Source organism: Pseudoclavibacter endophyticus (assembly GCF_008831085.1).
GTDB lineage: Bacteria > Actinomycetota > Actinomycetes > Actinomycetales > Microbacteriaceae > Pseudoclavibacter > Pseudoclavibacter endophyticus.
The window spans coordinates 1,231,402-1,254,452 of sequence record NZ_WBJY01000001.1 but is presented as its reverse complement, the minus strand read 5'-3'; the positions used below and the strand labels follow the sequence as shown (position 1 = coordinate 1,254,452).

25 protein-coding genes are annotated in these 23,051 nt (G+C 69.0%); 11 read left to right on the top strand and 14 right to left on the bottom strand.

Annotated elements, in window-relative coordinates:
* Positions 1-46: 46 nt before the first annotated feature.
* Complete coding sequence (gene fbaA / locus F8O04_RS05515; RefSeq protein WP_158028282.1) at positions 47-1,072, top strand: class II fructose-bisphosphate aldolase; 1,026 nt, start codon at positions 47-49, stop codon at positions 1,070-1,072.
* The gene (locus F8O04_RS05510) at positions 1,069-1,545 is read left to right on the top strand and encodes a DUF6264 family protein (protein WP_158028281.1); all 477 of its coding nucleotides are present in this window, start codon (positions 1,069-1,071) and stop codon (positions 1,543-1,545) included. The genes fbaA and F8O04_RS05510 overlap by 4 nt, the downstream gene beginning before the upstream one ends.
* 39 nt (positions 1,546-1,584) lie before the next feature.
* Here the strand turns inward: F8O04_RS05510 and F8O04_RS05505 are convergent, their stop codons facing one another.
* The 5 genes from F8O04_RS05505 to F8O04_RS05485 all read right to left on the bottom strand — a co-directional run bounded on the left by F8O04_RS05505 (position 1,585) and on the right by F8O04_RS05485 (position 5,405).
* On the bottom strand, positions 1,585-2,952 hold the full coding sequence (locus F8O04_RS05505) for a GNAT family N-acetyltransferase (protein WP_158028280.1): 1,368 nt from the start codon (positions 2,950-2,952) through the stop codon (positions 1,585-1,587).
* A gap of 19 nt (positions 2,953-2,971) precedes the next feature.
* A complete protein-coding gene (locus F8O04_RS05500; RefSeq protein ID WP_158028279.1) occupies positions 2,972-3,385 on the bottom strand; it encodes a VOC family protein in 414 nt (137 codons plus the stop codon).
* A 10-nt stretch (positions 3,386-3,395) separates the two neighbouring features.
* Positions 3,396-3,845 (bottom strand): helix-turn-helix transcriptional regulator, encoded by a 450-nt coding sequence (locus F8O04_RS05495; RefSeq protein WP_225734887.1) that lies wholly within the window; start codon positions 3,843-3,845, stop codon positions 3,396-3,398.
* Positions 3,846-3,924: 79 nt separating this feature from the next.
* Positions 3,925-4,335, bottom strand: a complete 411-nt coding sequence (locus F8O04_RS05490) for a hypothetical protein (protein ID WP_158028277.1) — start codon at positions 4,333-4,335, stop codon at positions 3,925-3,927.
* Positions 4,332-5,405, bottom strand: a complete 1,074-nt coding sequence (locus F8O04_RS05485) for a 4-hydroxy-3-methylbut-2-enyl diphosphate reductase (protein ID WP_158028276.1) — start codon at positions 5,403-5,405, stop codon at positions 4,332-4,334. Before F8O04_RS05485 ends, F8O04_RS05490 begins: the two co-directional genes overlap by 4 nt.
* Before the next feature lie 171 nt (positions 5,406-5,576).
* Between F8O04_RS05485 and xseA the strand changes: the two genes are divergently transcribed.
* Both xseA and F8O04_RS05475 read left to right on the top strand, forming a co-directional pair.
* Complete coding sequence (gene xseA / locus F8O04_RS05480) at positions 5,577-6,884, top strand: exodeoxyribonuclease VII large subunit (protein WP_225734886.1); 1,308 nt, start codon at positions 5,577-5,579, stop codon at positions 6,882-6,884.
* 10 nt (positions 6,885-6,894) lie between these two features.
* A complete protein-coding gene (locus F8O04_RS05475; RefSeq protein WP_158028275.1) occupies positions 6,895-7,173 on the top strand; it encodes an exodeoxyribonuclease VII small subunit in 279 nt (92 codons plus the stop codon).
* A 21-nt stretch (positions 7,174-7,194) separates the two neighbouring features.
* On the opposite strand, the gene F8O04_RS05470 is transcribed toward F8O04_RS05475, so the two are convergent.
* A complete protein-coding gene (locus tag F8O04_RS05470) occupies positions 7,195-7,443 on the bottom strand; it encodes a helix-turn-helix domain-containing protein (RefSeq protein ID WP_158028274.1) in 249 nt (82 codons plus the stop codon).
* On the bottom strand, positions 7,443-8,054 hold the full coding sequence (locus F8O04_RS05465; protein WP_158028273.1) for a hypothetical protein: 612 nt from the start codon (positions 8,052-8,054) through the stop codon (positions 7,443-7,445). Before F8O04_RS05465 ends, F8O04_RS05470 begins: the two co-directional genes overlap by 1 nt.
* Positions 8,055-8,285: 231 nt before the next feature.
* Here F8O04_RS05465 and F8O04_RS05460 point away from each other — a divergent pair, with 231 nt between their 5' ends.
* The 3 genes from F8O04_RS05460 to F8O04_RS05450 all read left to right on the top strand — a co-directional run bounded on the left by F8O04_RS05460 (position 8,286) and on the right by F8O04_RS05450 (position 11,388).
* Entirely contained in the window at positions 8,286-8,933 is a 648-nt protein-coding gene (locus F8O04_RS05460; RefSeq protein ID WP_188726253.1) for a DUF4245 family protein, read from the top strand.
* Positions 8,934-9,019: 86 nt separating this feature from the next.
* A complete protein-coding gene (locus tag F8O04_RS05455; RefSeq protein WP_158028271.1) occupies positions 9,020-10,420 on the top strand; it encodes a class II fumarate hydratase in 1,401 nt (466 codons plus the stop codon).
* Positions 10,421-10,524: 104 nt separating this feature from the next.
* Positions 10,525-11,388, top strand: a complete 864-nt coding sequence (locus F8O04_RS05450; RefSeq protein WP_158028270.1) for a metallophosphoesterase family protein — start codon at positions 10,525-10,527, stop codon at positions 11,386-11,388.
* A gap of 78 nt (positions 11,389-11,466) precedes the next feature.
* Here F8O04_RS05450 and F8O04_RS05445 read toward each other — a convergent pair whose 3' ends face one another.
* Together F8O04_RS05445 and F8O04_RS05440 are read right to left on the bottom strand one after the other, a co-directional pair.
* Entirely contained in the window at positions 11,467-12,804 is a 1,338-nt protein-coding gene (locus tag F8O04_RS05445) for a PhoH family protein (RefSeq protein ID WP_225734983.1), read from the bottom strand.
* 363 nt (positions 12,805-13,167) lie between these two features.
* Positions 13,168-13,953 (bottom strand): isoprenyl transferase, encoded by a 786-nt coding sequence (locus F8O04_RS05440; RefSeq protein ID WP_158028269.1) that lies wholly within the window; start codon positions 13,951-13,953, stop codon positions 13,168-13,170.
* Between the two features lie 381 nt (positions 13,954-14,334).
* On the opposite strand from F8O04_RS05440, the gene trhA reads away from it, so the two are divergent.
* The gene (gene trhA / locus F8O04_RS05435; protein ID WP_225734982.1) at positions 14,335-15,009 is read left to right on the top strand and encodes a PAQR family membrane homeostasis protein TrhA; all 675 of its coding nucleotides are present in this window, start codon (positions 14,335-14,337) and stop codon (positions 15,007-15,009) included.
* Positions 15,010-15,012: 3 nt separating this feature from the next.
* Here trhA and F8O04_RS14765 read toward each other — a convergent pair whose 3' ends face one another.
* Together F8O04_RS14765 and mca are read right to left on the bottom strand one after the other, a co-directional pair.
* The gene (locus F8O04_RS14765; protein ID WP_188726254.1) at positions 15,013-15,366 is read right to left on the bottom strand and encodes a hypothetical protein; all 354 of its coding nucleotides are present in this window, start codon (positions 15,364-15,366) and stop codon (positions 15,013-15,015) included.
* Positions 15,363-16,220 carry a mycothiol conjugate amidase Mca gene (gene mca, locus F8O04_RS05425; protein ID WP_158029119.1) on the bottom strand — a complete coding sequence of 286 codons (858 nt, stop codon included), beginning with the start codon at positions 16,218-16,220 and terminating at the stop codon, positions 15,363-15,365. Before mca ends, F8O04_RS14765 begins: the two co-directional genes overlap by 4 nt.
* A gap of 99 nt (positions 16,221-16,319) precedes the next feature.
* On the opposite strand from mca, the gene F8O04_RS05420 reads away from it, so the two are divergent.
* Together F8O04_RS05420 and greA are read left to right on the top strand one after the other, a co-directional pair.
* Positions 16,320-16,814 carry a DUF4307 domain-containing protein gene (locus F8O04_RS05420; RefSeq protein WP_188726255.1) on the top strand — a complete coding sequence of 165 codons (495 nt, stop codon included), beginning with the start codon at positions 16,320-16,322 and terminating at the stop codon, positions 16,812-16,814.
* A 143-nt stretch (positions 16,815-16,957) separates the two neighbouring features.
* Positions 16,958-17,446, top strand: a complete 489-nt coding sequence (greA, locus tag F8O04_RS05415; RefSeq protein WP_158028267.1) for a transcription elongation factor GreA — start codon at positions 16,958-16,960, stop codon at positions 17,444-17,446.
* A 27-nt stretch (positions 17,447-17,473) separates the two neighbouring features.
* Here the strand turns inward: greA and ilvA are convergent, their stop codons facing one another.
* The 3 genes from ilvA to F8O04_RS05400 all read right to left on the bottom strand — a co-directional run bounded on the left by ilvA (position 17,474) and on the right by F8O04_RS05400 (position 20,655).
* On the bottom strand, positions 17,474-18,736 hold the full coding sequence (gene ilvA, locus F8O04_RS05410) for a threonine ammonia-lyase (protein ID WP_158028266.1): 1,263 nt from the start codon (positions 18,734-18,736) through the stop codon (positions 17,474-17,476).
* A gap of 2 nt (positions 18,737-18,738) precedes the next feature.
* Positions 18,739-20,010 carry an AI-2E family transporter gene (locus F8O04_RS05405; protein WP_225734885.1) on the bottom strand — a complete coding sequence of 424 codons (1,272 nt, stop codon included), beginning with the start codon at positions 20,008-20,010 and terminating at the stop codon, positions 18,739-18,741.
* Positions 20,011-20,079: 69 nt separating this feature from the next.
* The gene (locus tag F8O04_RS05400; RefSeq protein WP_158028265.1) at positions 20,080-20,655 is read right to left on the bottom strand and encodes a LemA family protein; all 576 of its coding nucleotides are present in this window, start codon (positions 20,653-20,655) and stop codon (positions 20,080-20,082) included.
* A gap of 165 nt (positions 20,656-20,820) precedes the next feature.
* Here F8O04_RS05400 and F8O04_RS05395 point away from each other — a divergent pair, with 165 nt between their 5' ends.
* Positions 20,821-23,043 (top strand): NADP-dependent isocitrate dehydrogenase, encoded by a 2,223-nt coding sequence (locus F8O04_RS05395; RefSeq protein WP_158028264.1) that lies wholly within the window; start codon positions 20,821-20,823, stop codon positions 23,041-23,043.
* The last annotated feature ends 8 nt before the right edge of the window (positions 23,044-23,051 follow it).

The following is a 23,051-nucleotide window of genomic DNA, read 5'->3' as shown; positions in this document are numbered from 1 at the left end:
CCGACGGACCGCGACCGGCGCCTCCCCCATCGACGAAGGAGCCCTAATGCCCATCGCCACGCCAGATCAATACGCCGACATGCTGAACCGTGCGAAAGCCGAGGGCTTCGCCTACCCCGCCATCAACGTGTCGTCGTCGTCGACGGTCAATGCGGTGCTGCAGGGGCTCACTGAGGCTGGCTCGGACGGCATCATCCAGGTCACGACGGGCGGCGCGGACTACTTCGCCGGTCAGTCGGTGAAGGCGCGCGCTTCCGGCGCGCTCGCCATGGCTGCATTCGTGACCGAGTCGGCCAAGAACTACCCCGTCACGGTCGCCCTTCACACGGATCACTGCCCGAAGGACGCGCTCGACGGGTTCGTGTACCCGCTCATCGAGGCATCGGCAGAGCGCGTCAGGCAGGGCGGAGAACCGATCTTCCAATCCCACATGTGGGACGGCTCCGCAGTACCGCTCGACGAGAACCTCGAGATCGCCAAGCGCATCCTCGCGCTCACCAAGGCCAACAACCAGATTCTCGAGGTCGAGATCGGTGTCGTCGGCGGCGAAGAAGACGGCGTCGCCAACGAGATCAACGAACAGCTCTACACGACGCTCGACGACGTCGTGCAGACCGTCGAGGCGCTCGGCCTCGGTGAGCAGGGCCGTTACATGGCGGCGCTCACCTTCGGAAACGTCCACGGCGTCTATAAGCCGGGCAACGTCAAACTGCGCCCGGAACTCCTGCGCGAGATTCAAGACGGCATCCAGCAGCAGTACGGCACCGACGACAAGCCCCTCGACCTCGTGTTCCACGGCGGCTCGGGCTCGACCGACGACGAGATCGCAACCGCGGTGACCAACGGCGTCATCAAGATGAACATCGACACCGACACGCAGTACGCGTTCTCGCGGTCGGTCGCCGACTCGGTGCTGAAGAACTACGACGGCTTCCTCAAGGTCGACGGTGAAGTCGGAAACAAGAAGGTGTACGACCCGCGTTCATGGGGCAAGAAAGCCGAGGCGGCCATGGCCGCGCGCGTGGTCGAGGCGACGAAGCAGCTCGGCTCCTTCGGGCACTCCCCCTCGTGACGTCCGGTCCGGCGGGGGGCGGGGATCCGGGACGGCCTCCCGAGTCCCCGCCGAACTCCGACGAACAGCAAAAGCAGCTACGAGAGGCGCGTCGCCGCGTCGACAAGATCTACGGCATCGGCCTGCTGGTATTCGGGATGCTCGCGACCATCGTGAACATGACGTTCTTCACCGAGAACGCGCTTGCGCAGCAGTTCGCGGCACTGTTCGACGAGTACGGCATCGCGACCTACGCGCGCCCGGCCGGGCTCACGACCCTCTCGCTCGTCGGCATCATCGGGCATCCGGTCATCTATGCCATCACGCTCTACATCACGCTCATCGTTTGGCGTCGAGACCGGATCGCCGCGTGGATCCCGGTCGTCGGTGCCGTCGTGGCCATGCTCTTCACGGTCGCGCTCATGCTGATCGGGGTCGCGCTGCATCCAGAGCTGCTGCAGGCAGCCATGACGGCGCCGTCCCCAACCCCATAGTCCCCCGTCGGGACGAGCGAGGGGTGCCGCGGTTCGCCGCTAGTACCAGGTACTGAGCCAGGGCGCACGGGCCGTTCGGAACATCCGGTCGACGGTCTCGACCGCGCCTCGTGAACGCGGGCCGAGTCGCCCGGCCCGCGCGAGCACGTCGGCCGAGACACCGCCCAGGTAGAGCGAGGCCAGCGCCTGCGCATCGAGTTCCATGTGCTCCCCCGGCGAGGCATCCGCCCCGGCGTCGCGTTCGGGTGCGTCGGCGAGGCGCGCCACAACGGCGCGGCCCGCGTCGTCCACGATCATCGAGAAGCGCCCGGCGGCAAACCCGAGCGCGTCGCGCACGACGAGCTCGAGGCGTCCCGGCACCGCGTACGTGCGCGACTCCAATGCGCGCGGCACATCGAGGATCCGCAACCAGTGATGGTCGACGACGGTCACCGCGGCGGCGCGGAAGTCGCCGATGAGCCACCTCACCGGGTCGTCGACCGGCCGAAGCGGTGCCTTCACCGTCTGCACCAGGGGAACCGACAGCAGATAGCGCCAGAGTGCTCCGGCGGCGGCATCGCTCGCTGCGGTCAGGCATCCGACTTCGAGTGTGTGCTTGGAGAACACGTCAGGGTGCTTGGTCAGGTGATACATGGCGGCCCCCGTGGGCTCACCATCGGGCTCGCGGTACACGACGAAGCGGCGCGCCCGTGTCGACTCGGCGTCGGGCTCGTCGGCCCCGGTCAGCGATGCCCAGAAGTCCCCCCGGGTCGAGACGTCTCCAGGGGACAGGAGCCGCGCTCGTTCGTGCACCGCGCCGAACAGGGCGGGGGCCTCATTGATGTCCACGAACACGACGGTGCCGGGGCCTTCAGGGCCGGTCCAGCGCGCGCGCCCCGTCTCGATCGTGATCTCGGCGGCCATCGCGGCGGGGCCGAAGCCGTACCTGCCGTACAGGGTCGATTCCGAGACGGTGAGGCCCGCGATCGCGAATCCCGCCGATGACGCGGCGCGGAGCTCGCCCTCGACCATGGCCCGCGCGATGCCGCGCCCGCTGTGGGTCGGCGCGACCGTGACCGAGCTGATCGCGTACATGGGGAGCGCGCCCCCGGGCACGGTCAGCTCATTGGGCCACGACACGGTCGTCGCGATTGGCACGTCGGGGCGCGCACCCGCCGGCGCCGCGTCGTCCCAGACCCCGATGAGTCGGAGCCCGCGAATCGCATCGCGCCGCCGCGGCATGCTGTCGGCGGGCGGCGCCGGTGCGTGGAATCCCCGGCGATCTGCCTGGAGCCAGGCGTCGAGGACGGCATCAGACGCGGTGTCCACGAGCGCGTACCGCAGCCCCCGCTCGGCGAGGCGCGCCGCAGAAGTCCCATCCGGCACCGACCTCGATACGGCGTTGTTGTCGTCGCGGTCGTCATGCATCCCGGCAGCTTAGCGACGGCTATGCGGCGGCCTCCTGAAGACGGATGAGGTTGCCCGCCGGGTCACGCAGCGCGGCGTCGCGAATGCCGTACGGCTGGTCGGTCGGCTCCTGCACGATCTCGACGTTCGCGGACTGGATGCGCTCGAACGCCCCGGTGAGATCGGGCGTCGCGAGGTTGATCGAGGCGTAGGTTCCCTTCGCCATCATGGCCTCGATGACGGCCTTCTCCTCGTCGAGGATGCCGGGGTCGGCGAACGGCGGGTACAGCACGATCGACGTGTCCGGCTGGTTCGGGGGGCCGACGGTCAACCAGTGAAGGCCGCCGTACTCGACGTGGTTTCGCACCTCGAACTGGAGCGCATCGCGATAGAAGGCGAGCGAAGCGTCGTTGTCGGTGTGGGGAAGCATGGACTGGTGAATCGTGAGTTTCATGCCGCTCACGCTATTGGCGGGCGCTGCCCGTCGCTTCTCGATTCCTGATCGGTCTCGTGACGCGCTTGGCGAGACAGGGCGCCATGCCCTCGGTCGCGCCTACCGCCTCGAGGCGGTAGGCGCTCGGCGGCATCCCGACGACCTCGGCGAACCGAGTGCTGAACGTGCCAAGCGACGAGAAGCCAACGTTGAAGCACACCTCGGTCACGCTGAGGTCGCTGTGCCGCAACAGCGCCATTGCGCGCTCGATGCGACGCGTCAAGAGGTACTGGTAGGGCGACTCGCCGTAGGCGAGCTTGAACTGTCGGCTCAGGTGCCCGGCCGACACGTGCGCGTCGCGCGCCAGCGCCTCGACGTCGAGGGGCCGAGAGAACTCGCGATCGATGCGGTCGCGGACGCGCCGCAGCACTGCCAGGTCGCGGAGCCGCGCGGCATCGCCGCGCGATCGATCCTCACTCACGTCGTGAGGGGGCAACCGGGTCGCCGCTTCGGTGCCCGGTGCGCGACGGGGAACATCCCGGGACCATCCGGGGTGCACCCTACGAGGCATCGCGCCGCGGCGCGGTCTGGCGCGCGGTCACGCCGCGCCGCTCAAGCGCCGCCCGCACGATGGGTGCCGCCCGCTGTCCTGCCTCCCACACGATCGCCTCGCCCGCCATGGCCCATGCCTGCGCGATCGCGACGCCGCGACCGTAGACGTCCGGGACCATCGCGGCATGCGCCAATGCGACCGAGAGGTCACCGTGCCGTTGCGCGTCGTCGAGGGCGAGTTCGATGGCGATCTCGAGCACGGTCGGCAGCGAGGCCTCCGCCTCGATGATGTCGGCAGGGTCTTCACCCTGGCGCGAGAGCAGTTCGCGCTGCATGTCGCGGAGCTCACCGGCGTGCCGGTGGAACGTCGCGAACGACGGCGACTCGCCGCCCGTACCCGACCACTGCCGCGAGGTCATGCGGGCGCCGGACCTTGCCGATCGCGCACGCCGCAGCCCCGGCCGCCACGCTCGCCGGCGTCGTCGCGCAGCTCTTTCGGCAGCGAGAACATGAGGTCTTCGTGGGCCGTCGTCACCTCGTGGAGGTCCCGGTAGCCAGCGGACGCGAGCGACTCGAGCACCTCGTGCACGAGCACGTCGGGCACGGAAGCCCCCGAGGTCACGCCGATCGTCCGCACCCCGTCGAGCCAGTCCTGCTGCAGTTCGGTGGCATCATCGACGCGATGGGCCGTCGAGGCACCGTGCTCGAGCGCGACCTCGACGAGGCGGACCGAGTTCGACGAGTTCGCCGAGCCGACCACGACGACGAGATCGGCGTCGGCCGCGACCTGTTTGATGGCGACTTGCCGGTTCTGCGTCGCGTAGCAGATGTCGTCGCTCGGGGGACTCTGCAGGGCCGGGAACCGCTCACGGAGCCTGTCGACCGTCTGCATGGTCTCGTCGACCGACAGGGTGGTCTGCGAGAGCCACACGACGTTGTCCGGGTCGGCGACCTCGACGGTCTCGGCCTCGGCCGGGTTGTTGACGATCGTGACGCGCCCGACCGCGTGACCGGCCGTGCCCTCGACCTCTTCGTGACCGTCGTGGCCGATGAGCAGGATCTGCTTCTCGGCCTTGGCGAAGCGCGCCGCCTCGCGGTGCACCTTCGTGACGAGCGGGCACGTCGCGTCGATGGCGTGCAATCCGCGGTCGGCCGCCTCCTGGACGACGGCCGGCGAGACGCCGTGCGCGCTGAAGACGATGTTGGCGCCTTCGGGCACCTGCGCCACCTCGTCGACGAAGACCGCGCCACGGGCCTCGAGCTGCTCGACGACGTGCGTGTTGTGGACGATCTGCTTGCGCACGTAGACGGGCGCCCCGTACCGCTCGAGTGCTCGCTCGACCATGACCACGGCGCGATCGACACCCGCGCAGTACCCCCGCGGACTCGCCAGCAGCACCCGTTTCGGGCCGTCGACGGGGCGGTTCTCGAGCGTCGGCGCAGCGCGCCTGGCGCGTGGCGTCGGCAACGAGATCTGGGTGGCGGTCACGCGGACAAGTCTACGCGGGACCTCTGCGCCGGTAACGGCGGGGGCCGGATCGGCAGGCCGCCGTGCCGCGGTCCCGGTCACCGACGGCCGGCAGCGCCGGTGTCGGCGGCGCGAGGTAGGTTCGGAGTCCGAATCACTGGAACGAGCACCGCACGAGGAAGAGGGAGCAGCATGGTCTCGATGTCGCCGCCGCCGTCGTCGGCCGAGGCGCCGTGGACCGTCGCCACGGTCTCGAGCATGCTCCGCGACTGGATCAGCCGGCTCGGCGCCGTGTGGATCGAGGGCGAGCTCACGAGCTGGAACGTCCGTGGCGGTCATGTCTACGCCAAGCTGCGCGACCTCGAGGGCGACGCGACCCTGTCGGTCAACGTCTGGCGCAGCGTCGCAGAGAAACTCGATGGCGAGTTCTCTCAGGGTGACCGTGTGATCGTGCACGCCAAGCCCGACTTCTGGGTGAAGGGCGGCACGCTCTCGCTCCAGGCCTACGACGTGCGTCACGTTGGGCTCGGCGAGTTGCTCGAGCGCCTCGAGCGGCTGCGTCGACAGCTGTCGTCAGAGGGGCTCTTCGACCCGGCGCGCAAGCGCGCGTTGCCGTTCCTCCCCGGCACCATTGGCCTCGTCACCGGCCGCGACTCCGACGCCGAGAAAGACGTGCGCCGCAACGCCGAGCTGCGGTGGCCAGCTGTGCGGTTCAGGACCATCCATACGCTCGTGCAGGGCGACCGGGCGGCCGCCGACGTGGCGTCGGCCCTCCTCGAGCTCGATGGCGATTCCGAGGTCGACGTCATCATCGTCGCCCGCGGCGGCGGCGACTTCCTCCACCTGCTTCCGTTTTCCGATGAATCGCTCGTGCGCGTCGTCGCGAGCCTCGCCACGCCGGTCGTGAGCGCGATCGGCCACGAGGCCGACCGCCCGTTGCTCGACGAGGTCGCCGACCTTCGCGCCTCGACTCCGACCGACGCGGCGAAGCGCGTCGTCCCCGACGTCGCCGAGCAGCTGGCCATCGTGCAGCAGGGGCGCTCGCGCGCGTTCAGCGCCATCGCCAACCGCATCGCGAGCGAGACGCGCGGACTCGAGCAGCTGCGCTCGCGCCCCGCCATCGCGCATCCGTCGTGGATCGTCGACCAGCGAGGCGACGAGCTCATGCGCTACGCCGCCCGTGCCGACGAGCTCATCGTGAGCCGCGTCGATCGCGAGGGCGAGCGGGTGCGCTCGCTCGCGACGCACCTCCGCGCGCTGTCCCCGCAGCGCACCCTCGACCGCGGCTACGCGATCGTCGAGCGCATCGACGGTGACGGCGATGGGGATGCCCCGGGTCGCATCGAGCACCGCGACGTGGTGCGTTCGTGGTCCGATGCGCCCACGGGCGCCGCCCTGCGCATCCGCCTCGCCGACGGCCGCGTCGAGGCGACCGCAACGGGCGGCGAACCGATTGAGACGCCCGCCGCCGGGCGCGACGGTGTCGGCGGGCGCTCCTAGACTGACCGGCATGGCGACCACAGCATCCGGCCCCACCGCAGACCCGAACGCCGACGTCGAGCAGCTCAGCTACGAAGAAGCGCGCGATGAACTCGTGCGCGTCGTCGGTGAACTCGAACAGGGCTCACAGCCGCTCGAGGCCTCGCTCGCGCTGTGGGAGCGCGGCGAGGCGCTCGCCAACCGGTGCGAGGCGTGGCTGACCGGCGCCCGTGAGCGCCTCGAGTCCGCGCGCCGCGCACGGGAGACCTCGCACGACGACGACGCTGAAGGGAAGACCGCGACCGGGTAGCGCTCAGGGCCCCACACCGAATCAGGGCTCCACGCTGAAGAGATCTCCGGGCTGACACCCGAGCTCACGGCAGAGCCGTGTCATGGTCTCGAATCGCACCGCCTTGGCGCGGCCGTTCTTGAGGATGGAGAGGTTGACGACGCTCATGTCGACCCGTCGCGCGAGCTCCGCGAGCGAGAGCTGTCGCTCGTCGAGCAAGCGATCGAGGTGACAGACGACTCGCGGGCCGAATGACGGCGCGGCGCCGTGGGCGCCGGCGACACGGTCCATCACACCGTTCCCGCGTGCTCTTCGGCGAGGCTGCGGCCCGATCGGTGGATGACGATCACGAGCGTGAGCGTCGTCACGAGAATGATCGGGATCCAGATGTTGGTGAACGCAGACGGTTCGGCACCCGACCACCCGCGCTGCGCCAGCACCCCGTTGGTGCCCATGTGGCGAAGCGCGCCGGGGGCGAGGGCTGCGACCGCGGCCACCGCGACCAGCCAGCCGAGCAGCACGTCGAAGGCGCGCGAGAAGAGGCGCCCGCGCAGTGCCATCATCGACGCGGTCGCCGTGAGCGCAAGGACGGCCGTCCACAGCAGCGGCACCAGCACGTCGGCCAGGATGAGCAGTGTCGCGACGAACGCCGGCAGGTCGGCGAGCGCGACGGCCACATCGGCTCGCTCGACGCCGCTGACGAGCGGCCCCGGGTCCTCACCATTCGCATCCGAGACGATGGAGACGACCGACGTTCCCTGCGACAGATGAGTGATGGTCGCCGCCAGCACCGGTGCGAGGAAGACGATGAACGCCAAGCCCGAGCCGAGGATGGTCCACTGCAGGTCCCCGCGTGAACTCTTGGACGGCCGCACCGATGGTGCCGGCAGGTTGTCTGTCATGACGATTGTCCCTTCACTTTTCTGGGCTGGAGCTCGACCGCGATGACCATGCGGACGTCGCCGCCTAGGCGTAACGTGGTTCGCTACGTATCGATTTTCGATACATATCGAAACACATTATGCCGAGCAAGACAAGCGCGACCGCCGCCGGCACCCACGACACCGCGTAGAATTGCGGGAACGCGGTTCGATGCCCGCACTCCCCTTCGGCCCCTGGAGGTCTCTCGCCGCATGGCCAAGCAATCGCAGCCGCCCGTCGTCGCCGAGCTCGGCCGCCCCGAGACGCCCGAGGAGGCTGCGGCGCGGAAGGCCGAGGCGTCACGCCTGCACCGGGCCCGGCAGACGTTCCGGAATCTGCTCGCATCGCTGGCCGTGTGCGCGCTCATCGTGCTGGTCATGGTCCTGATCGTTCCGCGTGACGATTCACCGGTGGTCCGCGACATCGATTACGCGGCCGCGGCGGCCGAGGCAGCGAGCGACGTGTCGGCGCCACTGGCCGCCCCCGAGCTTCCCAGCCAGTGGACGAGCAACGAAGCCGAACTCCGCACGGGTGCCGACGGCGTCACCGAGTGGTACATCGGCTTCATCCTCTCGGACGGTGACGGCAACGCCGCCGAGTTCGTCGGCATGAGCCAGGGGCTCGACGCCAATCCGACCTGGCTCGCCGACCGGGTCGCCAAGCGCGCGCCGACCAGCACGACCGTCGTCGGCGGCCTCACGTGGGACGAGTACGACTACACCGACCTGCCGCCCGGCGAGTCCGGAAACAATGCCTACACACTCGTCCTCGAACGGGCGGAATCGACCTACGTCGTATACGGGAGCCACTCCGCCGACGCCGTGCAGACCGTCGCGCAGGCCATCGCAGACGCGATGTAGCGGCGCTGCGGCCGCAGGCCGGCGGGTACGCTGTGTGCGGCGCCGGACGGCGCCCCTCCGGGCTCACGTCGAAAGGTCACACAGCGGTGGACACCAGCAACGACTTCCGCATCGAACACGACACGATGGGCGAGGTTCGCGTGCCTCGCAGCGCGCTGTACGCCGCGCAGACGCAGCGCGCGGTCGAGAACTTCCCGATCTCGGGCTCGCGACTCGAGGACGGGCAGATCGTCGCGCTCGCCCGAATCAAGCGTGCCGCCGCAATCGTGAACGCCAAGCTCGGCATCATCGACGAGGAGCGAGCGAAGGCGATCGTCGCGGCGGCCGAGACGATCATCGGTGGTGAGCACCTCGACCAGTTCCCGGTCGACGTCTACCAGACCGGCTCGGGCACCTCCACGAACATGAACATGAACGAGGTGCTCGCTAACCTCGCCTCGGCCTCGCTCGGCGAGCAGGTCCACCCCAACGACCACGTCAACGCCTCGCAGTCGTCGAACGACGTGTTCCCCACGTCGGTGCACGTTGCCGTGACCGGCGCGCTGCTCGGCGACCTCGTGCCGGCGCTCGATCACCTCGCATCGTCGCTCGAGGCGAAGGCCGAGCTGTGGAAGGAGACGGTCAAGGCGGGCCGCACGCACCTCATGGACGCGACGCCCGTCACCCTCGGCCAGGAGTTCTCGGGCTACGCCCGCCAGATGCGCCTCGGCATCGAGCGCGTGAACGCAACGATCGAACGCGTCGCTGAGGTGCCCCTCGGCGGCACGGCGACCGGCACCGGGATCAACACGCCAGCCGGGTTCTCGGAGCAGGTGATCGCCGAGCTCGCGAGCGACGCCGGCCTGCCCCTGACCGAGGCGAAAGATCACTTCGAGGCACAGGGTGCACGCGACGGTCTCGTCGAGGCGTCCGGAGCGCTGCGCACCATCGCCGTGAGCCTCGTCAAGATCAACAACGACCTGCGCTGGATGGGCTCTGGCCCCAACGCCGGCCTCGGCGAGCTCCACCTGCCAGACCTGCAGCCGGGCTCGTCGATCATGCCCGGTAAGGTCAACCCAGTCATTCCCGAGGCCGTGCTCATGGTGGCGTCTCGCGTGATCGGCAATGACGCGGCGATCGCGTTCGCCGGCGCGTCGGGCTCGTTCGAGCTCAACGTGCAGATCCCGCTCATGGGTACCGCCCTGCTCGAGTCGATCCGCCTGCTCGCCAACGCGTCGCACGTGCTGGCGGACAAGACGATCGGCGGCCTGCAGGCCAACGAGGAGCGTGCCCGCGCACTCGCCGAGTCGTCGCCCTCGATCGTCACGCCGCTCAACCGAATCATCGGCTATGAGGCGGCCGCCAAGATCGCCAAGCACTCCGTCGCCGAGAAGATCACCGTGCGTCAGGCCGTCATCGACCTCGGTTACGTCGAGCGCGGTGAGATCACGGAAGAGGAGCTCGACGCCCGCCTCGACGTGCTCAAGATGACGTCGCCAAACCTGTAGGGCGACGCGCCCGAACGTCGGCGCCCGAGCATCCGGAGCATGACGACGGATGCTCGGGCGCCGTCCTGAGGGCGCCATCGTCCCGGCCCGCTACCGTGTCATGCATGAACGAGCGCCTCGAGACGCCGCCGCCCGCGCTCCGCTTGCCGGACGGTACCGAGCCCACCACGGTCGCCCTCGCGGGCGACTGGCACGCCAATACGCCGTACGCGGTCGCATCAATCGCCCACGCGCTGAGTGGCGGCGCCGAAGCGATCGTGCATCTTGGTGACTTCGGGTTCAGGTTCGAGTCCGACTTCCTCGCGGCCGTCGATCGAGCGCTCGGCGACGTCCCGCTCTTCTTCATCGACGGCAACCACGAGTCGTTCCCGTGGCTCGCGTCGCATCCGATCGACGACCGTGGGGTGCGACCGATCAGCCGAAGCGTGACGCACCTCCCTCGCGGCGTGCGCTGGTCGTGGCGCGGACGCACGTGGCTCGCGCTCGGAGGCGCGCACAGTGTCGACCGACGCGCACGCGAGCGCGGCGAGGCCTGGTGGCCCGAGGAGGCGATCACGGTCGACGACGTCGAGCGCGCGGTCGCCGCGGGCCCCGTCGACGTTCTGGTCTGCCATGACGTGCCCGCCGGAGTCCCGGTGCCGCACGTGTATCCCGAGGGGACGTTCCCGGCGGACGACGAGGCCGCCGGTGAGGCCCACCGCGATCTCGTCCGCGCCGTGGTCGACGGCACGTGGCCCCGGTTCATCGCACACGGGCACTTTCACCGGCATTATCGCTCAACACTCGGTGCGGCGCGGGTCCTCGGACTCGCCCACGACCGGCACGAGCCGAACGAGAACGTGGCCTTCCTCGACACGGCCACGCTTGCCCTCGTGCCGCCCTCGGCCGACCCCCCGCCCATCGAGAATCGACTCGCGCTGCCCCACGCGTCCGCCGCAAAGGTGCGGAGTATCGCGAACACCGACTGACGGGCTCGACCAGCATCCCGCACGAGACCGGGCGGACTGCGCCGGGCCGCGCTGATCGCACGGCCCGGCCGGTCCTCACTAGTTGATGGTGTAGTCCTCGAGCAGCTCCGTCACGAGCGCCGCGATCTCACTGCGCTCCGAACGCGTGAGCGTGATGTGGCCGAACAGCCGGTGGCCCTTGAGCGTCTCGATGACCGAGGCGATGCCGTCGTGCCGGCCAACGCGCAGGTTGTCGCGCTGCGCCACGTCGTGCGTGAGGACGACGCGCGAGTTCTGCCCGATGCGCGAGAGCATCGTGAGCAGGACGTTTCGCTCGAGCGACTGTGCCTCGTCGACGATCACGAACGCGTCGTGCAGCGACCGGCCGCGGATGTGGGTGAGCGGGAGGATCTCGAGCAGGTCGCGGGCGAGCACCTCTTCGATGACGTTGTCCGAGACGATCGCCGAGAGCGTGTCGTAGACCGCCTGCCCCCACGGCCCCATCTTCTCGTCCTGGTCGCCGGGGAGGTAGCCGAGCTCCTGGCCCCCGACGGCGTAGAGGGGCCGGAACACCATGATCTTGCGGTGCAGTCCCCGCTCGAGCACCGACTCGAGCCCTGCAGCCAACGCCAACGCGCTCTTGCCCGTACCGGCCCGACCGCCGAGCGAGACGATGCCGACCTGCGGGTCGAGCAGCAGGTCGATCGCGAGCCGCTGCTCGGCCGAGCGCCCGTGCAGGCCGAACACGTCACGGTCGCCGCGAACGAGCCGCACCGAGTTCTCGCCGTCGACGCGGCCGAGGGCCGAGCCGCGCTCCGAATGGATGATGACGCTCGTGTTGACCGGCTGGCCGGTTACCTCTGTCGTGTCGAGGCGCTCGCGCTCGTACAGCTGCCCGACGGCGTCGGCGCCGAGGTCGACGTCGATGAGGCCCGTGTAGCCCGTGTCGCGCGCGAGCTCGGCGCGGTACTCGTCGGCGGCGAGTCCGATCGACGAGGCCTTCACGCGCATCGGCATGTCCTTCGAGACGACGACGACATCGAGCCCGTCGTTGGCCAGGTTGCTCGCGACCGCAAGGATGCGCGAGTCGTTGTCGCCGAGCCGCATACCGCTCGGCAGCACGTCCTGGTTCGAGTGGTTCAACTCGACGCGCAACGTGCCCCCCTGCTCGCCGATGGGGATCGGGAAGTCGAGGCGCTCGTGCTCGACACGCAACTTGTCGAGGTAGCGCAGCGCCTGCCGGGCGAAGAAGCCGATCTCCGGGTCGTGCCGCTTCTTCTCGAGCTCGGTGATCACGACGATCGGAATGACGACGGCGTGCTCGGCGAACCGGAAGATGGCGCGAGGATCGCTCAGCAGCACCGACGTGTCGAGCACATACGTGACGACTCCGGTCGATGCCGCGCCAGCGTGATCCACCCCCTCGCCGGTCTCGATCGATTCGTAGTCGCGAGGTGACGTGATCACTGGTGCGCTCCTTCGCCGAGCTGCTTCGCTCGTCGGGTGTCGGGCATCCACCGCATGATCGCACGGGGTGAGTCGAGCGGTGGACGCTCGATCAGGCAGGTACCTGATGGCGTTCACGCTACGCGCGGACCTCTGGAAATCCGGGCAGCGAAAGGCGCGTTTTCGACGGTGAGCGACAAACGTTTACGTGCTCGTCACGTCCAGCGTGGCGCAGGGATGCTCGCGTCTATTCCTGTGACCAACGTGACGCACGCGATTGGTCGCGCCGCCATCCGAGCTCGCCGGAATCCGCGCAGCACGGCGTGTCGCGTGCGATACCTCGGCGTGTCGTCGTCAATGGCCGAATCGGCGCTGACGCCCGGCGTAGTCGCGGAGCGCGCGCCAGAAGTCGACCTCGCGCAGGTCGGGCCCGAGTGCCTCGACGAAGTAGAACTCCGAGTGCGCGGACTGCCACAACAGGAAGTCGCTGAGGCGCTGTTCGCCGGACGTGCGGATCACGAGGTCCGGGTCGGGCTGCCCTCCCGTGTAGAGATACTTCGCGATCTCGTCGACCGTCACCGACTCTGCGAGCTCCGCGATCGAGCGGCCGCGTTCGGCGCCAGCGCGCAGCATCGAACGCACCGCCTCGACGATCTCATTGCGGCCGCCGTAACCGACGGCCAGGTTGACGTGCATGCCGGTGCGGTCGGCTGTCTGCTGCTCGACGGCATCGAGCGTCGCGAGCAGCTCGTCGTCGAGGCCGTCATCGGAGCCGACGTGCTGAACCCGCCACTGCTCATTGCGTCCGATCGTGCGCGCGAGCGACGCGATGATGGGCACGAGCTCTCGGAGCTCGTCGTTGCTGCGGTGGCGCAGATTGTCTTGCGAGAGCAGGTAGATCGTGACGACCTCGATGCCCGCGCGATCGCACCAGGTCAGGAACTCGGCCATCTTGGCGGCCCCGGCTCGGTGGCCGTGCGCGGCGTCGGCATGGCCGAGCAGTTTCGCCCATCTTCGGTTGCCATCGATGATCATCGCGACGTGCCGCGGTACCGTCATTCCCTCGAGCTCGCGCCGCACGCGCTGCAGATAGAGACGATAGAGGAGATCAAGCCCTTTTCGCCGACGTTTGCGAGTCACCAGCACAACGTACCCCGACTCGGCCACGCAGAGTGGGCGTCGAATCCGCTCGGCGGTGGCACGAAGGTTGCTCCGAATCAGCGCCCCCGCGGCGCGCGCACCTACCCTGGTGAGGTGACTCCTTCAGCATTCATGACGCCCGACGACGAGACGCGTGACGCTGTCGACCACGACCCGGTCTCGCACGATTCGGCCAGCCGGGTCGGTGATCACCGGGCCAAGAATCACCGGGCAGGGGATGACACGGGCGACGACACACCAGCGGGCGAGACGGAAACCCCGAGCGAGCTCGACCCGGGAGAAGAACCCGCTCTGCACTTGCCGGTGCTCGACGCGTCGATCGAGAAACGACGGGCGCTGAGCGAGCGCAGGCGACGCGCGATCAGGTCGCACTCGAAGTTGGCGCGCGCCGCCCTGGCCGCCCGTCCGACCTGGCGGGGCTGGATCCACGCTGGCACATTTCCGGTGGCTGTCGTGGCCGGTGTCGTGCTCATCCTGGTGGCCGACGGCTGGCTCGCAACGGTCGCCTCGGCGGTCTACGCCGTGAGCTCGTGGCTGCTGTTCGGCGTCTCCGCCCTGTACCACCGGTTCAACTGGTCGCTCCGCGCGAAGGTCGCGCTCAAGCGCTTCGACCACGCCAACATCTTCGTACTGATCGCGGGCACCTACACGCCCGTCTCGCTGCTCGCGCTCCCGCCCGAAAAGGGCTGGCTTCTGTTCGGCGTCGTCTGGGGCGTGGCCCTGCTCGGCATCGGGTTTCGCCTCTTCTGGATAGGGGCGCCGCGCTGGCTGTCCACGGCGCTCTACATCGCGCTCGGCTGGGGCGCGGTCATGTACATCTTCGACCTCGTGCAGGCGAACGTCGTGATGATGGTGCTCATCGTCGTGGGCGGCCTGTTCTACACGGTCGGTGCCGTCGTGTACGCGACGAAGTGGCCGGATCCGTCACCGCAGCACTTCGGATTCCACGAGATCTTCCACGCATTCACCACGCTCGCGTTCCTGTGCCAGTGGGCCGGCGTGCTCCTCGTCGCGATCAATCCGCCATACGCGTAGCGATCAATCCGCCCCGCGCGCAGGGGGCGGCGCCGAGTCACCGTCGGCGCCGGGATCCGCGCCAGGGGCGGCAGTGGCACCGTCGGCGCCGTCGCGCGCGGCGATCTCCGCGTCGAGCCGTTCGCGGACCTCTGCCCGGTACTTGACGCGACGCACCCGTCGCAGCAGGTCCCACCCGACAAGTGCCACGAGCACGAAGATCGTAAACGTGAACAGGAACCCGATGACTCCGGGCGTGACGTCGTCGGGGTTGTACGGCAGTTCGGTCGGCGTTGGCGTCGGTGACGCACCCGCGAGCATGGCTGGCGCCGTGGTCAGCCACGCGGCCAACCACGCCGCGCCCGCGAACGCGGTCACGCTCCCGCCTCGTCGATGCCGGCGAAGAGATCGGTCTCGGGCGTCGGCGCATCAACGCGCGAATCGACGAGCTCATAGTCCTCGAACGGGTAGGCGCCGCGCTCGAGCCCCTCGGGAAGGCCGAGGAAGAAGCCGTCCGGAGCGACCTGGCTCGCGTGGGCGCGGAGCGCGCTGTCGCGACGGTCGAAGAAGTCGGAGACGTCGACCTGCGTGGTCGTCGCCGTCACGACCGGTCGCTTGCGCATCCAACCCAGCATCTCCTCCATGCGCTCCACGAGGTGGGAGCCGGGAGACGTTCGCTTGAGCGACTCGAAGACCGACTCGAAGCGCTCGGGATTCATGGTGCGGTCGTAGTACAGCTTCGAGATGCGCCACGGGTCACCGAGCTCCGGCGACGACTCAGTGCCCGACTCGCGCCATGCGCGCAATGAGACCTCATGGCACCGGATGTGGTCGGGATGCGGATATCCGCCCTGCTCGTCGTAGGTGATCATGACGTGCGGCCTGAACTCGCGCACAAGGCGGATGAGCGGGCGCGCCGTGATCTCGAGCGGGATCGCCGCGAAGGTGCCCGGCGCGAGCGAGCCGTCTTCTCTCGCCATGCCCGAATCGAGGTAGCCGAGCCAGCGGTGCTGCACGCCGAGGATCTCTTGCGCGTGCGCCATCTCGACGCGCCGAAGACCCGAGAGGTCGCGTTTCGCGTGCTCGATCGACTCGAGACCGCCGTTGAGGATGTCGCCGGCCTCGCCGCCGGTACAGCTGACGACCATGACCTCGACGCCTCGGGAGGCGTACGCCGAGTACGTGCCGGCCCCCTTGCTCGATTCGTCATCGGGATGGGCGTGGACCGCCATGAGTCGAAGTGTCACTATGCTCCTTCGGATCGCCAGACCCGTTAACCTTGTTCAGGAGCCTAACGCTCGAACGCCATCCCCCGGTCCGGAAGGAGCCCCGTGACGTCCGCTGTCGACGAACGCCCCGACCGGTTCGGACGAGACGGCGACGAAGGCGAGCCGGACGACGCGGTCACCCCCGAGCGGGCGTTGCTGGTCGCCAGGTATGGCCGGGGCCCGCGGAGGGCGCCGGATCGTGCGCGCCGGCAATGGCCGATCGTGAGTGTCGCCGTCGTTGCCGTTCTTACGGCGGCCACGGTCGCGTTCTGGGGGCTGGGCCAGGCGCAGCAGGGCGCTGACAGCACCATCGAGACACGGGTCACCGCGTTCCGGGTGCCCGCCGACAACCTCGCAGAAGCCGATCTCAGTATCTCGGTACAGACGGGATACGACCTCGCCTGCGCGATCGAGGTGCAGAACCCGCAGCACCTCATCGTCGGGTGGCGGATCATCGAGCTCGACGCCAGCGAACAGCGGACGCGGCCCGTGACCGTTCAGGTCCGCACGACGCAGCCGGCCGATACCGTCCTTGTCAACCGCTGCTGGATTCCGTAAGGTACTCAGCTACAGCTCCGACCTGGTCGGGGCTGCTCTGTTCTGTCGGGGCGCGACCGCGCCCGACGTTCATCGGCGCACGGCGCGCCGACGGGGGTGACCGAGCTTCCGGCACCTCCCGCCCATCTTCGAGGAGCATCATCATGACCGATACCGCAGGCGCAACTTGGCTCACCCAGGAAACCTTCGACCGCCTTCAGGCTGAGCTGGAAGAGCTCTCGACGAAGGGGCGCGAAGAGATCGCCAGGCGCATCGAAGAGGCCAGAGAAGACGGCGACCTCAAGGAGAACACCGGGTATCACGCCGCGAAAGACGAACAGGGCAAGATCGAAGCGCGCATCCGCGAGCTCGAGCAGATGCTGAAGGTCGCAAATGTGGCGGAGGCACCTCAGGCGAGCGGCATCGTCGAGAACGGCACCGTCGTGCTCGCGACCGTCGGCGGACGCGAGCAGAAGTTCCTGCTCGCCTCGCGCGAGGTCGCCTCGCAGACCGACCTGCGCGTGTACTCGGTCGAGTCGCCCCTCGGCGCCGCGATCGCGGGCCTCAAGGTCGGTGAGCGCACGACCTACGAAGCGCCGAGCGGCAAGCAGGTTGAGGTCGCCATCCTCGACGTCGAGACGTTCACCCCGTAGGCGGGTTCCGGCACCCGCGCGCGGCCGTCAGGGCGTGAACACCTCGTCGCGCCGCACGCGGGGCCGGTATCCAGCGCGCCGAAGCGCCTCGAGCACCCGCTGCACGTGCTCGCTGCCGCGCGTTTCGACCGACATCTCGAGCTCAACGTGCGTGATCTGCAGCCCCTTGTTGTGCCGCGTGTGCAGCACCTCGATGACGTTGGCGTTCACCTCGGCGAGGATGCCGGAGATGCGCGCCAGCTCGCCGGGCACGTCGGTGAGGCTGATCACCATCTTGAGATAGCGATCAGAGGCCGTGAGGCCGTATGCGATGACCTTCTCGAGCATGAGGGGGTCGATGTTGCCGCCCGTGAGCACGGGCACCGTCGTGCCGATCGTCGGGATCTTGCCCGCGAGGATCGCCGCGACCGGGGTCGCTCCGGCGGGCTCGACCACGAGCTTGGCGCGCTCGATCAGCAACAGGATGGCCCGCGCGATGTCGTCTTCCGTGACGGTCACGACGTCGTCGACGAGTTCGCGCACGTACTCGAAGGTCAGCTCACCCGGGGTCGCCACGGCGATACCGTCCGCGATCGTCGGGCGCGCGTTGACGGGGATGCGTCGCCCAGCGCTCAGAGACGGGGGGAACGGCGCAGAGTGCTCGGCCTGCACCCCGATGACGCGCACGTCGCGTCCACCGCCCTCCTCCCGGCGGGCCCGCACGGCGGCCGCAACGCCCGAGATGAGGCCGCCGCCACCGATGGGCACGACGATGAGGTCGGCATCCGGCACCTGATCGAGCACGTCGAGGCCGAGCGTCGCCTGACCCGTGATGATGTCGGGGTGGTCGTAGGGGTGGATCAGCTCCGCACCCATCTCGGCGGCGTACGCGGTCGCCGCCTCGAGCGCGTCCGCGACGTTGTCGCCGATGAGTTCGATCTCGGCGCCGTAGTTCTGAGTTGCTTCGAGCTTCGGCAGCGGCACCGTCACGGGCATGAAGATGCGGGCGGCGATGCCGAGCTCCCGCGCGGCGTACGCGACGCCCTGGGCGTGGTTGCCCGCCGAGGCCGCCACCACCCCGTTCGCCCGCTGCGCCTCCGTCAGCTGCGACAGCCGGTACGTGGCGCCGCGGATCTTGTACGACCCCGTGCGCTGCATGTTCTCGCACTTCAGCATGACGGGCGCCCCCAACCGCGCCTCGAGGAAGCGGGCCGAGTCGACGGGCGTCGGAGTAATGACCTTTCGGACGATCTCGCGGGCGGCTTCGAGCGTTGCGAGGGTCGGCAGGGCGGCGGTCGGTGGTTCGGTCAACGTCACTCGTCGTTCGCTTTCTCGATGGTTGGATGGCGTACGAATCGTCCGCGCCGTTGTTGCGGCCGCCGAGGAGCCCGCGTCGGATCGGGGAGCCCGCGCCAGTCGCCCGACGCGATGTACTCGACCATGACCTTGGCGCTCGCGACGAGCGGCACGGCGAACACCGCCCCGGCGATCCCGCCGAAGAGGGTGCCCGCACTCACGGAGAGCACGACGCCGAGCGGGTGCACCTTGACTGCCTGGCCCATGATGAGGGGCTGGAGCACGTGCGACTCGATCTGCTGCACGCCGATGACGATGGCGAGCATGATGACGGCGGGCCAGAAGCCGAGGTAGACGAGCGCGACCAGCACGGCGAGCGCCCCGGAAGCGATCGCACCCACGAACGGCACGAACGAGGCGAGGAACACGATGATGGCGAGCGGCACCGCGAACGGCACGCCGAGGATGGCGGCACCGACGCCGATGCCCAGAGCGTCGATGAACGCCACGAAGATCTGCACGCGGACGTAGTGGCCGATCGTGACCCAGCCGCGGCGCCCCGCACCGTCGATGGCCGCCCTGGCCTCGCGGGGAAACAGCGAGACGATGAAGCGCCAGATGGCCCCGCCGTCGAGCAGGTAGAAGATCAGGGCGAACAGCGTCACGAGCGTGCCGGTGAGGAACGCGAACGCCGTCGACCCCACCGAGACGGCCTGGCTGAGCAGGTTCGAGACGTTCGACTCGACCCACTCGATCATCTGGCCGATCGCGGCCGAGATCTGCTCGTCGGTCACGTGCAGGGGCGACTCGCGGAGGTAGACGACGAAATTGGCCCACTGGTCTTCGAGGCGCGACCAGTCGATGTCGAAGCCGTCGGCGAAGGCGTTCACGACGAGCCAGACGAGGAACGCGATGGCGGCGAACAGCACGAGCAGGGAGACGATCAGCGCCGCCCACTTCGGGAATCGGGCGCGGATCATGAGCACGTTCATGACCGGCATGAGCAGGGACGCGAGCAGCGCCGCCACGAGCACGGGAACGACGATGAGCGTCGCCTGCGAGATGAGCCAGCCGAGCGGGATCAGCGCGAGCACGATCGCGACGATGCGCCACGACCAGGCGCCCGCGATGCGCATGCCCTTCGGCACCAGTTCCGCCTCGGGCACGAGCCGGCTCGCCTGCTCCTGCCGTGCCACCCTGGTCGAACCGCGACGCCCGGCGTCCTGCGACCCGGGTTCCTGCGGCTCGGCCGGTGAGGCCGGCGGAGATTCCTGCGATTCCTCGCTCATGACGGTGATCCTACGGCCGCTGAGGCCCGACATCCGGCCACGTGGCCGCGAGCCGTGCCGCGCAGGTGTTCAGAACTGCACCTTCGGCGGAGCGGAGATCGCCGCGCGGTCCGCCACCTCGAAGTAGGGACGAGGGGATGCGCCGAGACTGCGGGCGACGAGGGCGCCGGGAAACGTGCGGATCTTCGTGTTGTACTCGCGAACCGTGCCGTTGTACTGGCGGCGTGCGGTCTGGATCTCGCCGCCCTCGCGAGCGAGCTCGCCCTGCAGGCGGAGGAAGTCCTTGTCGCGCTGCAGGTCGGGGTATCCCTCGGCGACGTGAAGCAGCTCCCGGATGCCCCCCTGAACCCGGTCTTCCGCCCGCGATGCGTCCTGCGCGTCATCGGCGGTCTCGAGGTCGGCGACGGCCGCGTTGAGGTCCGTGAGCCTCGAGCGCTCATGACCCGCGACCGTCTCGACGCGACTTCGCAGCTCCGCGAGCGTCTCGCTTCGCGCCGAGATCTGGCCCGTGATCGCGGTCCAGGCGGCGTCGAGCCTCTCCTGCTGGCGCCGAACGGTCTTGCGCGCCGAGACCACGACGGCGACGAGCGCAACGGCGATGACGACGACAAGGGCCAACACGAGAAACAGCCACACGGGATCCATGGCTCGAAATGGTAGTCACCGACCTTCGTGGCTTGCTCAGAACCGACGCTTCCGCGCATCTATCCGACGGGTCAGGCCCTGCCACGACTCGTCGGTAGGCTGGTGGGCGCGTCCGGCGCGCCGACGCGCGCCCGCTGCCACCGACCCGAGGGAGAGCTTCGCCACATGGGCAAGATCATCTACACGCACACCGACGAGGCGCCGCTGCTCGCCACCTACTCGTTTCTGCCCATCGTGCAGGCCTTCGCCTCGACCGCGGGGGTCGATCTCGAGACGCGCGACATCTCCCTCGCCGGCCGGATCATCGCCATGTTCCCCGAGGCGCTCACCGATGAGCAGCGAATCGGTGACGATCTCTCCGAGCTCGGCGAGCTCGCGAAGTCGCCCGAGGCCAACATCATCAAGCTGCCGAACATCTCGGCGTCGATCCCGCAGGTGAAGGCGGCGATCGCCGAGCTTCAGGCGCTCGGTTACGACCTGCCCGACTACCCCGACGAGGCCACCACGGAGGCCGAGCTCGAGACGAGGGCGCGATACGACCGCGTCAAAGGCTCGGCGGTCAATCCGGTGCTGCGCGAAGGGAACTCTGATCGCCGTGCGCCGGCTGCGGTCAAGAACTTCGCCCGGTCGCACCCCCACTCGATGGGCGCCTGGTCGCCCGAGTCGAAGACCAACGTGGCGACGATGCAGGACGGCGACTTCCGGTCGAACGAGCAGTCGGTCGTGCTCCCGGCCGACGACGTGCTGCGTATCGAGCACGTCGCGGCTGACGGCTCGGTCACCGCCCTCAAGGCATCGCTGCCCGTGCTCGAGGGCGAGGTCGTCGACGCGACGGTCATGCGCGCGGCCGCACTCGACGCCTTCCTCGACGAACAGATCGCCAGGGCCAAGGCCGACGACGTGCTGTTCTCGGCGCACCTCAAGGCCACGATGATGAAGGTCAGCGATCCGATCATCTTCGGACACGTCGTGCGCGCATTCCTGCCGACCGTATTCGCCGAGCACGGCGACGCGCTGGCGGCGGCGGGCCTGACGCCGGACAACGGGCTCGCGTCGATCCTCTCCGGACTCGAGGAGCTCGATGCCGCCACCCGCGACGCCGTGAAGGCCGCGATCGACGCCGACCTCGCCGCCGGACCGCGCCTCGCGATGGTCAACTCCGACAAGGGCATCACGAACCTCCACGTGCCGAGCGACGTCATCGTCGACGCCTCGATGCCCGCCATGATCCGCACGTCGGGGCATATGTGGGGCCCGGACGGCGAAGAGGCCGACACGCTCGCCGTGCTGCCCGACTCGAGCTACGCCGGCATCTACCAGGTCGTCCTCGACGACTGCCGCCGGAACGGCGCCTTCGACCCGCGCACGATGGGCTCGGTGCCCAACGTCGGGCTCATGGCGCAGAAGGCCGAGGAGTACGGCAGTCACGACAAGACCTTCGAGATCTCGACCGCCGGCACGGTGCGCGTCGTCAACGCGGCGGACGAGGTCCTGATGTCGCACGACGTCGAGCCCGGCGACATCTGGCGCGCCTGCCAGACCAAAGATGCTCCCATCCGCGACTGGGTGAAGCTCGCGGTGACGCGGGCCCGTGCCTCCGAGAGCCCCGCCGTGTTCTGGCTCGATCCGGAGCGCGCGCACGACAGGAACCTCGTCGCCAAGATCGAGCGGTACCTGCAGGACCACGACACGGAGGGGCTCGACATCCGCATCATGTCACCCGTGGAGGCGACGCAGTTCTCGGTCGACCGCATCCGCCAGGGTCTCGACACGATCTCGGTGACCGGCAACGTGCTTCGCGACTATCTCACCGATCTCTTCCCGATCCTCGAGGTCGGCACGAGCGCCAAGATGCTCTCGGTCGTTCCCCTCATGAACGGCGGGGGGCTGTTCGAGACCGGCGCCGGCGGCTCGGCGCCGAAGCACGTGCAGCAGCTCATGGAGGAGAACCACCTGCGGTGGGACTCGCTCGGCGAGTTCCTGGCGCTCGCCGAGAGCCTGCGCCACCTGGCCGCGTCGACGGGCAACGCCCGCGCCGGCGTGCTCGCAGCCGCCCTCGACGCCGCGACGGAGGCGCTGCTGAGCGCCGACAAGTCGCCCAAGCGCAAGGTTGGCGAGCTCGACAACCGCGGAAGTCATGCCTTCCTCGCGACCGAGTGGGCGACGTCCGTCGCCGCGCAGGGCGACGACGAGCAGCTCGCGGAGGCGTTCGCCCCTATCGCCGCCGCGCTCACCGAGCACGCCGAGACCATCGAGCGCGAGCTGCTCGACGCCCAGGGAACGCCCGTGGACCTCGGCGGCTACTATCGGCCGGATGCCGCGAAGGCGTCAGCGGTCATGCGGCCGTCGGCGACGTTCAACCGCATCATCGACGGCCTGGGAGCATAGGCGAGCGC